This is a genomic window from Micromonospora sp. NPDC005257 (genome assembly GCF_042872445.1).
GTDB lineage: Bacteria > Actinomycetota > Actinomycetes > Mycobacteriales > Micromonosporaceae > Micromonospora.
In genome coordinates this window covers 21,498-34,518 of sequence record NZ_JBIAKL010000010.1, presented here as the reverse complement: position 1 = coordinate 34,518, position 13,021 = coordinate 21,498, and the positions used below count along the sequence as shown (strand labels likewise).

Sequence of the window (13,021 nt, the reverse complement as noted above, 5' to 3'; positions counted from 1 at the left end):
TTCCCCCGGCGAGCCCGCCGCTCATCGTCCCTGGTGGGGGTGGCGGCATGACGGTGTACGTCTCGCGTAACGCCATGGCCGGCCAGTCCCGGCGCCCCGAGCCGAGGTGGACGGCCTCGCCGGGACGAGTGTGGCCCGCTGACCCGCCGCTGCTCACCTTCGTGTGGCGTCGGTTGTTCGAGCAGCAGGCCCGCGAGGGCGGTCGCCGGTGACTGGGCAGCAGCGCCGTCTCGCGGCGAACCGGCTCGCGCCGGCCGAGGTGGAACATCTGCCGATGCGCCCGCTGTGGCTGTGCCGCCGGTGCGGGCAGCCGTGGCCCTGCGGCGCAGCGAAGCTCGCGCTCCTGGCCGAGTACCGAGAAGCGCCGGTGAGCACATGTTCGACCGGTTCCTCGGCTGGCCGGCACGCCACACCCACGCCTACCGCGTCAGCACCACCGGGGCCGCCAGCATTGAGGAGGCCACCTCGTGAACGGCATCGGCCTCATCAACGCCACCGGCCAACCGGCGATCGCCGGCAGCTTCCACACCCTGGTCGTGCAGCCGACGAGCTTCTGCAACCTCGACTGCACCTACTGCTACCTGCCCGACCGAAGATCCCGCCGCCTGATGAGCGGCGCGGTCGCGCAGGCTTGCGCCGAGTCGATCGCCCAGCAGAACAGCGGCCATCCGGTGAGCGTCGTGTGGCACGGGGGCGAACCCACCGCCACACCCATCGGGCACTTCCGGGGCCTGCTGGCCCCGTTCGAGGAGCTGCGGCACGCGGGAATGGTGCGTCACGAGATCCAGACGAACGCCACGCTGATCAACCGACAGTGGTGCGAGCTGTTCACCGCTTACGGGTTCGAGGTCGGGGTCAGCATCGACGGACCGGGCGCGTTGAACCGGAACCGCCTCGACCGGGCCGGCAACCCGACGGACGCCCGAACCTTGCGCGGCATGCAGACCCTGACCGACGCGAGGCTGAGGTACTCGGTGATCTGTGTGGTCACCCCGGAAACCATCGACCACGCGGACGCCCTCCTCGACTTCTTCACCGGCCTGCCCGGCTGCGAGTCGGTGGGCTTCAACATCGAAGAGCAGGAGGGCGCCGACCGGGCACCGGTGGCGGAGGACGCTGCGTACCGGTTCTGGCAGCACCTCATCGCCCGTCGCGTCGGCGGCAGCCCGCTGCGGATCCGCGACCTGGACCGGCTGGCCGACTATCTCGCCGCCACCCGAGCCGGACACGTCGACCACGCCCCGTACGAGCCGATCCCGACCGTCTCCTGGGATGGGCAGGTGGTGCTGCTGTCACCGGAGCTGCTCGGCATCACCGAGCCGCGATACGGCGACTTCATCGCCGGCAACGTCCTTCAGCAACCCATCACCGCCATGCTCGCCCGCGCCGGCGACCTGGACTACGTCGCCGAGTTCGTCACGGCCCTCAACGACTGCGCCGACCACTGCGTCTTCTACGACTTCTGCCGGGGCGCCCAGGCCGGCAACCGCTACTTCGAGCACGCGACGTTCACCGCCCGCGAGACGAACTACTGCCGGACCACCCGACAGGCCCTCGTCCGCGCCGCCGCGGATCACCTCACCCCTCAAGGAGGAACCTCATGACCAACGCTCTCGCGACCCTCGTCAACGCCGCACCCGAGCAACTCGCCCGCCTCGGCGTCGACCCGCAGCGGTCGGTAGCGTCGATCGACGCGGCGAAGTTCGACAACCGCCCCACCTGGGCCAACAAGGGTAAGTTCGACAGTCGACCCGGCTGGGACAACTGGAACAAGAAGAAGTAGCCCCACCACGGGACGCGCGGGGTGACGTGCCCACCCCGCGCCACACAGGTTGAGGACACATGCGCACCACCACGATCGGCGACGTGAAGGTCCTGCTGCCGGACCTCGAACCGGACGACCTCGACACCACGACGGACCTGGCCGACCGGCTCATCGAGGCATTCGTTAACGGTGCGGCGTGGCGCGGCTCGCACCTCGAGGACGTCAGCGTCCGTAGCAGCCTGATCACCGGCGTGGACCTGAGTGAGAGCACCTGGGAAGCCGGCAGCCTCTACGGCTGCGAGATCACCCGCACCGACTTCTCCGGAGCGACCCTGACCGGCATCACCATCGAACGCTGCGCGATCACCGGCTCCCGGTTCACCGGCACCAGACTCACCGACGTACGCCTCAAGGACGTCCTGTTCGACGGCTGCCGCTTCGACTACGCCACCCTCCAGCGTGTCGCCGCTGCCGGCTCGGTCGCCTTCACCGATTGCACCCTCACGCACGGCGCGTGGTCTTCCTGCCGACTACCGCGCGTCGCGCTGCGGTCGTGTGACCTCGCCGGACTGGAACTGGACTCCTGCCACCTCGACGGCGCCGATCTGCGAGGCAACCGCCTCCACGGTCTCAAGACGCCGCTGGAAAACCTGCGCGGTGTCACGCTCGGCGAGGACCAACTTCCTGACCTCACCCAGCTGACCGTCGCCGACCTCAACCTTGCCGTCCGCAAAGACTGATGACGAGGGCCTTGGTCCGGCTACTCCGACCGAGGGCCTTTCGTCATGCCTGCTCCGACGAGGCAGCCTGGCAGACCCCGGGCCCATCGACGGCCGGACGGGACGGATCATATTCTGACCCGTCGAAGGAGGCCGTCGTGTCCGCCACCCGGAGCGTGCTCACCCCGGCCACGTCGGCCGGTCCAGCCGGCCTGCGCGCCCGCACCTGGACCGCGCTGATCGTGCTCGGGCTCGTCGGGCAGATGGCCTGGACCATCGAGAACATCTACCTGAACCTGTTCGTGTACGACACGATCACCGACGACCCCACCGTGATCGCCACGATGGTCGCCGCCAGCGCCGTGACCGCCACTGTCGCCACGCTGCTGCTGGGCGCGCTCTCCGACCGGACCGGCCGGCGCAGGTCGTTCATCGCCGGCGGGTATCTGCTGTGGGGCGTCTCCACCGCGGCCTTTGGCTTCCTGACAGTGGGTTTCGTCCAGGACATCGCGCCCGTGGCGAACGTCGTGCTCGTCACGGCGATCGCGGTCATCACACTCGACTGCCTGATGTCCTTCCTCGGCTCCGGCGCCAACGACGCGGCGTTCCAGGCGTGGGTCACCGACGTGACCGAGCCGGCGAACCGCGGCCGGGTGGAGTCGGTGCTCGCCATCATGCCGCTGGTCTCCATGCTGGTGATCTTTGGCGGGTTCGACGGGCTGGCGCGCACCGGGAACTGGCAACTGTTCTTCGTGGTCATCGGCGCGATCATGGCCGTCGCCGGTCTGCTGGCCTGGTTCCTGGTCGAGGACAGCCCGTCACTCGTCCGGCACGAGGGCGGCTACCTGCGCGCCGTCGTCCACGGTCTGCGCCCGGCTGCCATGCGGGCCAACCCGGGGCTCTACCTCGCCCTGGCCGCCTGGTCGATCTGGGGGATCTCCACGCAGGTGTTCCTGCCGTATCTGATCATCTACCTGCAGCGGTACCTGCGGATCGAGGGGTACGCGGTCGTCCTGGCCGTCGTCCTCGTCACGGCGTCGGCGGTGAGCGTGGTCGGCGGGCGGCTCATCGACCGCGTCGGCAAGGTGCGCTTCCTGCTGCCGGCGGTCCTGGTGTACGGCGCCGGTCTGGCGCTGATGTTCTTCGCCCGCGGCATGGTCCCCGTGATCGCCGCCGGGATCGTGATGATGTCGGGCTTCATGCTCGTCCTCGCCCCGATCGGCGCCCTCGTGCGCGACTGCTCGCCACCGGACCGGGCCGGCCACGTGCAGGGGCTGCGGATGGTCTTCGCCATCCTCGTGCCGATGCTCGTCGGCCCCTACCTCGGCGCCGCCGTGATCACTAACGCCGGCGAGGTCTACGAGGATCTCGGCGTGGTGAAGCAGGTCCCGACGCCGGGCATCTTCCTCATGGCACTGGCCGTGCTGGTCCTCATCGCGGTGCCGGCCGTGGCGCTGCGGCGGCGGGAGCAGGAGGCCCGGGCATGACGCTGCTGACCCCTTGGGGTGCCACTCTCGACGCGGAGCGTGTCCTGCCCGAGTACCCCCGTCCGCAGTTCGCCCGGGACAGCTATCTCAACCTCAACGGCCGGTGGGAGTACGCGATCACCGGTTCGGCCACCGAGCCCGAACGCTACGACGGCCAGATCCTCGTGCCGTTCTCCCCGGAGTCCACGCTCTCCGGCGTCGGGCGGCAGCTCCAGCCGGGCGAGACGCTCTGGTACCGCCGTACGCTGACCCTCCCGGCGGGCTTCCACGCGGCCGGCTCGCGGCTGTTGCTGCACTTCGGCGCCGTCGACCAGACCTGCCAGGTCTACCTGAACGGGGTTCCGGTCGGCGGCCACACCGGCGGGTACCTGGCGTTCACCTGCGACCTCACCGACGCGCTCGGCGAGGACGCCAACGTCCTGGTGGTGGCGGTCCAGGACGACAGCGACACCGGCCACCACTCCCGGGGCAAGCAGCGACTGCGCCGCGGCGGCATCTGGTACACCGCCCAGTCCGGCATCTGGCAGACGGTGTGGGCCGAGAGCGTGCCCGCCGTCCACCTGCGGCACCTCACCCTGACGCCGCTCCTCGACGAGCGGTGCGTCGAGGTCACCGCGCACGCGACGGCGGATGCCGGCGACGCCGGCATCCGGATCCTGGCCGCCGGCGTCCCGGTGGCCGAGGCCACCGTGCCCGTCGGCGTCGCCGTGCGCATCCCGATCCCTGAGGTACGGCCCTGGAGCCCCGAGGATCCGTTCCTCTACGACGTGACCGCCGAGCTGGGCGCGGACCGGGTCCGCAGCTACTTCGGGATGCGCTCGTTCGGCGTCGGACCGGACGGCGACGGCGTGCCCCGGCTGCTGCTCAACGGCCGGCCGTACTTCCACGCCGGGATCCTCGACCAGGGCTACTGGTCGGACGGCATGTACACGGCGCCCTCCGACGAGGCGATGGTCGCCGACATCGCCACCATGAAGCGGCTCGGGTTCACCATGGTGCGCAAGCACATCAAGGTCGAGCCGCTGCGCTGGTATCACCACTGCGACCGGCTGGGGATGCTGGTCTGGCAGGACATGGTCAACGGCGGCAGCAGTTACCACCCGCTGGTCGTCACCGCGCCGGCGGTGACGCCGCTGCGGCTGCCCGACCGGGGCCGGTGGCGGCGTTGGTTCGGCCGCGCCGACGCCGGCGGACGGGACCGGTTCCGGACCGAGCTGCGCGACACCGTCGAGCATCTGCGCAACGTGGTGAGCCTCGCCGTGTGGGTGCCCTTCAACGAGGGCTGGGGCCAGTTCGACGCGGCCCGCATCGCCCGCGAGGTCGCCGAGCTCGACCCCACCCGTACGGTCGACCACGCCAGCGGATGGCACGACCAGCGCGGGGGTGACCTGCGCAGCCTGCACGTCTACTTCCGCCGATTCCGGGTGCCGCGGCGACGCGGCGACCGGCGGGTGCTGGTGCTGTCCGAGTACGGCGGCTACAGCCTGCGCGTCGACGGGCACGCCTTCAGCCGCAAGGAGTTCGGCTACCGGCGGTGCCGGAGCGCCGAGGAACTGGCGGAGGCGTTCACGCGGCTGCACACCGAGCAGATCGTGCCCGCCATCCGGGCCGGCCTGAGCGCGACCGTCTACACCCAGCTGTCAGATGTGGAGGACGAGTTGAACGGTCTGCTCACCTACGATCGCCGCGTGGCCAAGCTCCCCGAGGAAGCGGTCCGGCGGGTGAACGCGCTGCTGCGTCACCAGCGGTTCTGAGCCTCCTCCGCCCACCCGACCAGGCCGTCCAGGGCCACGCGTCCGCCGTCGTCCGCCTGCGCCCAGCCGGAGAAGTGCCCGAAGCACTGGTGGGTCTCGCTGGCCACGACGCCGAGGTTGGTGCGCGAGACCTTCTCGTGGAACGGGTGGAACTGCACCTCGACCCGATCACCGCTGATCCGCCACGGCCGCAGCCAGTCGTGACGGTCGTAGCTCCAGCGCAGTTCGGCGCCGAGCTTGTGCAGCCGGCCGCCGACGATCAGCGCGTTCTCGGTCGAGCCGGTGCCGTCGGTCCACTTGCCCCCGAGCTGGATCGACGCGTCCGGCCCGCTGCCCGCCGCCCAGTTCCACCTGATCGCGTACGGCCATTTGCCCCGGCCGTGGTCGAGCACGGCGAACGAGTCCCGCTCGGCCACGGCGTACGTCCTGCCGTTCACCCGAAGCGAGCCGCGCACCGGGCGTCCGACGTCCTTGACCGTGTACTGGAACCGGCGCGGGCCCCACGGGACCACGACGCCGAGCGACTCGTGGCCGGGCGGGAGCGGCACCACGAGGTCGATCTCGATGCCGGGTGCGGTGGCCCGGATCGTGCTGCCCTCGGTGGTCTGGTCGATGTCGATCGACAGGCCGCTCCCGCGCGCGCTCACGGTGCCCGCGCCGCTGACCGGCGGCATGACAGCGCCGCGGGCGAAGGGGACCACGACGTCCTTGCCGGTCTCGACCTTCGTGGCGCGGTCGAGCACGTAGAGGCCGTGCACCCCGGCGTAGTCCAGCGACGACGCGACGAGACCGACGATGTGGGTGGGCGTCACGATCCCCCAGTACTCCCAACGCTTGGTCCTACCCCAGCCGCGCAGGTTCGCCCGGTGCAGCGGCCGGCGGGTCCAGCCGACTGCGGCGGGGTTGAGCCGCCCGTCCGGCATGCACAGGTCGACCGGCTCGACGATCTCCTTCTCGTGCGTCATCGGGGGAGCGTAGCGACCGCCTCAGTAGTCGATGTTGATGGCGGCGACCTGGCGGCTGCCGTTGAAGACGATGGCCGGGCCGGCGAAGCGGGAACTGGCGTACGTCAGCGCCGTCTTGTGGCCGGGGCTGTTGAACCAGGCCTCGATCATCTGCTCCGGCGAGGAGTTGCCGGACGACGCGAACAGCACCTCGTGCCCGCAGTGCGTCAGCCCGCTGCCCGCGTTCAGGTTCTTCCGTACGCAGGACTCCGCCTCGCGGTGCTGCGCCGGGCCGAGCTTGACCTCGGTCAGCCCGAGCGCGCGACGTCGCTCGTTGAGCAGCACCAGCAGTCGCCGTTCCGCGGCGGAGACACCCGTCGACGTGCCGGCGGACCTGGAGGGCGACGGGGTCCGCTTCGGTGACGGCTTCACCGACTTGGTGGGGGTGGGACTCGGGCGGCGGGCTGCGGTAGGGGAGGGCACCAGCGGGCTTGGGGAGGGCGTGAGCGCCGGTGCGGCGGTCTCCGCCGAGGACTGCGCGGCTGCCGCGCTCGTCGGCTGCTGCGTCGACCCGCTCGGGTAGTTGGCGAGGATCAGACCGCCCCCGCCGAGCACGGCGACGGCGGCGACGACGCCGATCAGGGTCTTGGACAGGGACAGCGCCGACCGCGCGCCGGCGGTCACGGCCTGCGCGCCGGGCGGGGCGACGTGCGACGGCGAGGCGACGGTGCGCAGGTTGTGCGTGACGTCCGAGGCGAGATCGGCCGGTACGGGCGTGAGCGCCAGGTCGGCCAGCAGCCGCTCGGCGGGAACCAGGTCGTTCGTCGCGTCCGGGCACTGCGGGCAGTCCCGGATGTGGCGGGCGAACCGCTTGCGCCACACCGGCGCCGGCCGGCGGTCCCAGCCGCCGGCCGTGTCGGCCAGGCCGGCGCACCCGGGCCGGGCGGTGAGTGCTCGTACCACCTGCCGGGCGGTGTCCAGCTGCGCCTTCATCCGGGAGACCCGGACTGTCACGTGGTGCGGGGCCAGGTTCAGGGCGTCGACCAGGTCGGCGCGGCTGAGGTGGCCGGCCTCGACCAGCCACCACAGCGACAGCAGGTGGCGGTGGTCGTCGTCCAGCCAGGGCGTGGCCAGGACGACCTCCCGGCGCTGGTCGGAGAGGCGGAGCTGGGTCAGGGTCAGGTCCTCGAAGTCCGCGCGCGGGTCGATCACGTTGTCGATGTCCTCCGGCGGCGCCGGGGTGGTGTGCCGGCGCTGCGTGTGGGTGCGGATCTCGTTCATGGTGACGGCGACCAGCCAAGACCGGAACGACCGCGGGTCACGGAGGCCCGGCAGCCCGCGTACGACGCCCACCATCGCGTTCTGCACCACGTCGTCGACGTCGGACGACCGGTTCAGCGCCCGGCCCACGATGTTGTAGACCAGCGGCAGACAGTGCGAGACCAGCTCGTCCATCGCCGCCCGGTCGCCGCGGCGTGCCGTGTCCACCACCGTCGACATGTCGGCCCTGCCCGGGTACGCGTGAGAGGACACGCTCACAACCTCGCCTTCACGGAACGATCTCGTACACGGTGGAGACTGTCCGGTACGCGGTCAGGTCACACAAAATGCGTGCGGTGTCGGTGGGGCGCGTTACCTTCTCCGCCATGCCATTGATCACAGTCACCGACGAGGTCGTCGGTGCTCCGAGCGGGCCCGCGTGGACCATCGAGGTCTTCGAGGAAGAGCTACGGCTCGACGATCTGATCCGACGGCGGGTTTCGCTGGAGATCGCCGAGTCCGGCGTGGACGTCGACCCGGAGGAGCGCACCCGTCTGACGCTCGACGCGTTCGGCCGCAACGCCTTCGTGGTGCTCGTAGACGACCACCAGGTCACCGACCTGGACGAGAAGGTCCGCCTGCACGCGGGATCCCGCGTCACCTTCCTCAAGCTCGTTCCGCTGGTGGGTGGCTGAATGAGCGCGTACGACCCCGAGTCGGCCCTGCGCGATGTGGCCGCCACCGCCAAGAAGTGGTGGGGCCCGAGCGCCGAAAACCTCAACGAGACCGGGAAGCAGGAATTCGTCGACCGGGTGGTGACGGTGTGCGGATGGGCACCGGCGGGGACGGCTCCGTCGCTGCTCGCTGCGCTCAAAGATCCGCATGGGCCCTACGATCTCGCTGCGCCGTTGGTCGAGCTGCTGCCGGACGCCATCCAAAAGATCGAGTCGGTCGCCGCCGCCGTGGCCGACCTGACCGGCGACGACGCGGATCACGACAGGCGGGTCGCCGCCGCCTCCACCCTGATCGACAGTCTGCCGGGCCTGCCGTACCAGCACGAGAAGCCGTTGGACCGGGCCCGGGGCGAAGCGTGGCGTCGGACGACAGAACTCCTGGCCGCACAACCGGCTTCGGTGCGGCAGGTGGTGTTCGACGCGCTCACGGTGCCGGAGGAGAAGAGCGACGGCCGGGGCAAGCTGATCCGTGCCGCGCGCTCCGGCGGCGGCCTCGACGGCTCGGCCTGGCTCGGCCGGCTGGGCACTCAGGCCTGGCTGGGATTCAATTACTGGAGTTGGCACCTCAACCGGTTCACCTGGGATGCCATTCAGGCGGAGGCGGCGGCCGGGCGGGTGAACCCGGCGGCGCTGGCGACCTGGCGCCGGACCGGGATCGAGCGCTCGCTGAGCGACATCAGCGACGAGGCCGACCGGATGTGGCCGATCCCCAACGTCGGAGAGCAGTGGGCCGACCGCGCCGTCGCGGACATCGACGCGATGCCGGCGGACCGTAGGTCCGCCTGGGAGGCGCTGCTGGCGCACTGCCCGGTCGAGGCGGACAAGGCGAAGCCGACGGCCGCCTGGCGCAAGCAGGCCCGGTCGCTGCTGGACGCGGTGGGCGTCGACGAGTTCACCGCCCGGCTCGACGACTGGCTCCCGCTCGTCGGGCAGTCCCGCAGCCTGCCGCTGCGCATGACCACGTGCTGCCCCGGCCACATCAAGGACTTTCCACCGCGATTGATCGACCGCTACAACGTCAGACTGCTGTGGGGGCTGATCTGGATGCGGACGATGTGCCCGCCGTCCGAAGAGGCTCTGCGCAGCCTCGGCCAGATCGCGGAACGGGCCGCCCGCAAGATCTCCGGCCACGGCCCGGCGAGCCCGAAACTGGCGAACGTCGCTGTGGCGGCGCTCGTCGACACCGATCACCCCGCCGCGCTCGCCCAGCTGGCGCGACTGTCCTCGCGGCTGACCTACAAGAGCACGCTGCGCCTGGTGGAGAAGGGGCTGACCCGGCACGCCGAGGCGCTCGGCGTCAGCCGGGAGGACGTCGAGGAGATGGCCCTGCCCGGCTTCGGGCTGCCGCTGGCGGACAAGCTGGGCGACTGCTCGTACGAGCTGGAGGTGCGGGGCGTCGACGCCGTAGTGGTGTGGCGCAACGCCGACGGCAAGGTGGTCAAGACGCCACCGGCGCAGGTGCGCAGGGACCACGGCGACGAGGTGAAGGAGCTGAAGGCGACAGTCACCGACGTCGCCGCCACGCTCGTCGCCACCCGCGACCGCCTGGAAGGGCTGCTGCGGCGGGACCGTTCGTGGACGGTCGAGCAGTGGCGTGAAAGGTTCCTCGATCACCCGCTGGCCCGCACCCTGGCCCGGCGGCTCGTCTGGACCGTCGACGGCGTCGCCTGCTGCTGGGCCGGTGAGGCGCTGCGGACAGTGGACGACAGGGTCTTCGAGCCCGCGGCGGACGCGACGGTCCGGCTGTGGCACCCGGTGCGCGACCCGGCCGCGGTCGGGCTGTGGCGGGACTTCCTGACCCGGCACGCGATCACCCAGCCGTTCAAGCAGGCGCACCGGGAGCAGTACCTGCTCACCGACGCGGAGCGGGCCACCGGCACGTACTCCAACCGGTTCGCCGCGCACATCGTCCTCCAGCACCGCCTCAACGCGTTGCTGTCCCGCCGCGGCTGGTCGTACGTCCAGCACCGCAACGACGGGGCCTCCTACCGCCTGCCCTGGCTGGCCCTGCCGGACTGGGGGCTGCGCGTCGAGCTGGGCGTCGCCGGGATCGAGGATCGGGACGACGGCGTGTTCGACACGATGGGCACCGACCAGATGTGGTTCGTCCGGGGGGAGCGCCTGCCGGTTGCGCTGGCGGAGGTTCCGCCGGTGGTGCTGAGTGAGGCGATGCGCGACGTCGATCTGTTCGTGGCCGCGGCCGGGGTGGGCGCCGACCCGAACTGGTACGACGGCGGCCCCGCCGGCCGGTACCGCGACTACTGGTCGCAGAGCAGCTTCGGCGAGCTGACCCCGACCGGCCGGACGCGCCGGGACGTGCTGGCGGACCTGATCCCCCGGCTGGCGATCGCCGGCCGCTGCACGCTCACCGACAGGTTCCTGGAGGTACGCGGTGACCTGCACACGTATCGCATCCACTGCGGCTCGGGCAACATCCTGATCGCACCGGAAGAGCGGTACCTGTGCGTCATCCCGGACTCGGCGAAGGCGAAGGAGCCGGAGATGTTCCTGCCCTTCGAGGGCGACAACCGGCTCACCGAGATCATCAGCAAGGCGTTGCTGCTTGCCGCCGACAAGAAGATCAAGGATCCGGTGATCCTGCGCCAGCTGTGAGGCGGCCGGCGGGCGCCGGGCCCAGGGTCAGCTCGGCGCCCGCTTCGGCAGCAGCAGCTCCTCGTGGTCGAGTTCGCGTTCCAGCACGCGCAGCTCCTCGTCCGGGAGCCGGCCGGAGTCGCGCCACCGCAGCAACTCCTCGCGCTGTGCCTCCAGCGCGGTCCGGTGGACCCGCAGCGCCGTCTCGTACTCGGGTGAGGTGGGCAGCTCCGACGATCCGCTCTGCTGGAGGAGGTCGAGCCGCCCCCGGTAGCGGGCCAGCCGGGTCAGCAACTGGGCGCGGGTGGTGTTGACTGCCACCCGCGTGTCCGGCTCCTCGGCGGCGACGGTGTCGAGGCGGGCCAGGGCGGCCTCGACGGCGGCGGAGCGGGCCTCGTTGCGTACCCGCGCCTGGTCGGCCTCGTCGGCGCGCAGGCCGAGCATCCGCACGAGCGGCGCGAACGTCAGGCCCTGCCCGACGAGCGTCACCAGCACGACCACGAAGGTGCAGAACAGCAGCAGGTCGCGGTCGGGGAACGGGTCTCCGCTGTTTGTGGTGAGGGGCAGCGTGAAGATGGCGGCCAGACTGATCACGCCCCGGGTGCCGGACCAGCTCAGCGCCACCACCTCGCGTGCGGTCAGCCCGCGGGCGTTGCGCTCGGCACGCCCGGCTCGAAGCGCCCCGCCGGGCGTGTCGGTGTCGTCCTGTTCGGCGACGCCGCCCAGCCGGGTGTGCAGCGACCGGGGGAGCCACTGGGTCAGGATCAGCCAGGCCGGGCGCAGGAGCAGGACCACGCCGACGGATACGGCGACGGCGATGACGATGGTCGACGTGTCGTACTGGCGCAGACCCCGCATGACGGCGGGGAGCTGCTGGCCGATGAGCAGGAAGACGAAGCCTTCGAGGAGGAAGTCGACGAGTCGCCACACGGCGTTGGTCTGGAGACGGGCTGCCCCGGACCCGAACTGGGGCGTCTGGTGGCCGACGATCAGGCCGGCGACGACCACTGCGAGTACGCCGGAGACGTGCAGCGCCTCGCCGAGGAGGTAGGCCACGAACGGTGTCGCGAGCGAGATCGCGTTGGACAGCAGCGGGTCCGCGGTGAGCGGCCGGACCAGCCGTTTGGCCCGGGCGACGACCACACCCACAGCGATCCCGCCGGCCGCGGCGAGCACGAACTGCCCGACCGCGGCGTGGAACGAGAACTCGCCGCCCACGGCGGCTGCCACCGCGACGCTGAGCATGGTCAGCGCGGTGGCGTCGTTCAGCAGCCCTTCGCCCTGGATGATCGTGACCATCTTCGGCGGCAGGTTGACCCGGCGGCCCACGGCCAGGGCGGCGACCGGGTCGGGCGGGGCGACGGCGGCGCCGACCGCGATGCCTGCGGCCAGGGTCGCGCCGGCGACGAACAGGTGGAACCCGACGCCGACGAGCAGTCCGGTGAGGAGCACCAGCACCACGGAGAGGCTGACCACGATCCGCAGGTTGCGGCGGATGTCCAGCAGCGACGAGTCGAGCGCGGCACTGTAGAGCAACGGTGGCAGCACGACCATGAGCACGAGGTCGGGATCGAGGTCGACGTTGGGGCCGGGGAGCAGCGCGTACGCGATGCCGATGAGGGGCAGAAGCGCCGCCGCCGGTAGACCGCTGCGCGCCGCCACCCACCGCACGGCGATGACGACCGCGACGGCGGCGAGCACGAACAGCAGTGTCGAATGGGTGCTCACCCCGACCGACCTTACCCGTTTTCGCGAGCGTCGTTCGG

At 71.1% G+C, this 13,021-nt stretch carries 11 protein-coding genes and 1 pseudogene; 9 read left to right on the top strand and 3 right to left on the bottom strand.

The window, feature by feature from the left end:
* Positions 1–47 precede the first annotated feature (47 nt).
* The 7 genes and pseudogenes from amcA (ACFYO8_RS21270) to ACFYO8_RS21240 all read left to right on the top strand — a co-directional run bounded on the left by amcA (ACFYO8_RS21270) (position 48) and on the right by ACFYO8_RS21240 (position 5,725).
* A complete protein-coding gene (gene amcA / locus ACFYO8_RS21270) occupies positions 48–212 on the top strand; it encodes a multiple cyclophane-containing RiPP AmcA (RefSeq protein ID WP_357706714.1) in 165 nt (54 codons plus the stop codon).
* Positions 209–471 (top strand): annotated as a pseudogene (locus ACFYO8_RS21265) (hypothetical protein). Before amcA (ACFYO8_RS21270) ends, ACFYO8_RS21265 begins: the two are co-directional and overlap by 4 nt.
* Positions 468–1,604: a cyclophane-forming radical SAM peptide maturase AmcB gene (gene amcB, locus ACFYO8_RS21260; protein ID WP_387257434.1), complete on the top strand. Its 1,137-nt coding sequence runs from the start codon at positions 468–470 to the stop codon at positions 1,602–1,604. Before ACFYO8_RS21265 ends, amcB begins: the two are co-directional and overlap by 4 nt.
* The gene (gene amcA / locus ACFYO8_RS21255; RefSeq protein WP_174535323.1) at positions 1,601–1,783 is read left to right on the top strand and encodes a multiple cyclophane-containing RiPP AmcA; all 183 of its coding nucleotides are present in this window, start codon (positions 1,601–1,603) and stop codon (positions 1,781–1,783) included. Before amcB ends, amcA (ACFYO8_RS21255) begins: the two co-directional genes overlap by 4 nt.
* Positions 1,784–1,842: 59 nt before the next feature.
* Positions 1,843–2,505 (top strand): pentapeptide repeat-containing protein, encoded by a 663-nt coding sequence (locus tag ACFYO8_RS21250; RefSeq protein WP_354874167.1) that lies wholly within the window; start codon positions 1,843–1,845, stop codon positions 2,503–2,505.
* Positions 2,506–2,642: 137 nt separating this feature from the next.
* Positions 2,643–3,971 (top strand): MFS transporter, encoded by a 1,329-nt coding sequence (locus ACFYO8_RS21245; protein ID WP_357706719.1) that lies wholly within the window; start codon positions 2,643–2,645, stop codon positions 3,969–3,971.
* Positions 3,968–5,725 (top strand): sugar-binding domain-containing protein, encoded by a 1,758-nt coding sequence (locus ACFYO8_RS21240; protein WP_357706721.1) that lies wholly within the window; start codon positions 3,968–3,970, stop codon positions 5,723–5,725. The genes ACFYO8_RS21245 and ACFYO8_RS21240 overlap by 4 nt, the downstream gene beginning before the upstream one ends.
* On the opposite strand, the gene ACFYO8_RS21235 is transcribed toward ACFYO8_RS21240, so the two are convergent.
* Together ACFYO8_RS21235 and ACFYO8_RS21230 are read right to left on the bottom strand one after the other, a co-directional pair.
* Positions 5,710–6,690 (bottom strand): DUF2804 domain-containing protein, encoded by a 981-nt coding sequence (locus tag ACFYO8_RS21235; protein WP_357706723.1) that lies wholly within the window; start codon positions 6,688–6,690, stop codon positions 5,710–5,712. The genes ACFYO8_RS21240 and ACFYO8_RS21235 overlap by 16 nt on opposite strands.
* 21 nt (positions 6,691–6,711) lie before the next feature.
* The gene (locus ACFYO8_RS21230; RefSeq protein ID WP_354874159.1) at positions 6,712–8,202 is read right to left on the bottom strand and encodes a sigma-70 family RNA polymerase sigma factor; all 1,491 of its coding nucleotides are present in this window, start codon (positions 8,200–8,202) and stop codon (positions 6,712–6,714) included.
* A 113-nt stretch (positions 8,203–8,315) separates the two neighbouring features.
* Here ACFYO8_RS21230 and ACFYO8_RS21225 point away from each other — a divergent pair, with 113 nt between their 5' ends.
* Together ACFYO8_RS21225 and ACFYO8_RS21220 are read left to right on the top strand one after the other, a co-directional pair.
* Positions 8,316–8,624 (top strand): hypothetical protein, encoded by a 309-nt coding sequence (locus ACFYO8_RS21225; protein WP_354874157.1) that lies wholly within the window; start codon positions 8,316–8,318, stop codon positions 8,622–8,624.
* Positions 8,625–11,276, top strand: a complete 2,652-nt coding sequence (locus tag ACFYO8_RS21220; protein ID WP_387257432.1) for a DUF4132 domain-containing protein — start codon at positions 8,625–8,627, stop codon at positions 11,274–11,276.
* 27 nt (positions 11,277–11,303) lie between these two features.
* On the opposite strand, the gene ACFYO8_RS21215 is transcribed toward ACFYO8_RS21220, so the two are convergent.
* The gene (locus ACFYO8_RS21215) at positions 11,304–12,983 is read right to left on the bottom strand and encodes a Na+/H+ antiporter (RefSeq protein WP_355015225.1); all 1,680 of its coding nucleotides are present in this window, start codon (positions 12,981–12,983) and stop codon (positions 11,304–11,306) included.
* Positions 12,984–13,021: the final 38 nt, after the last annotated feature.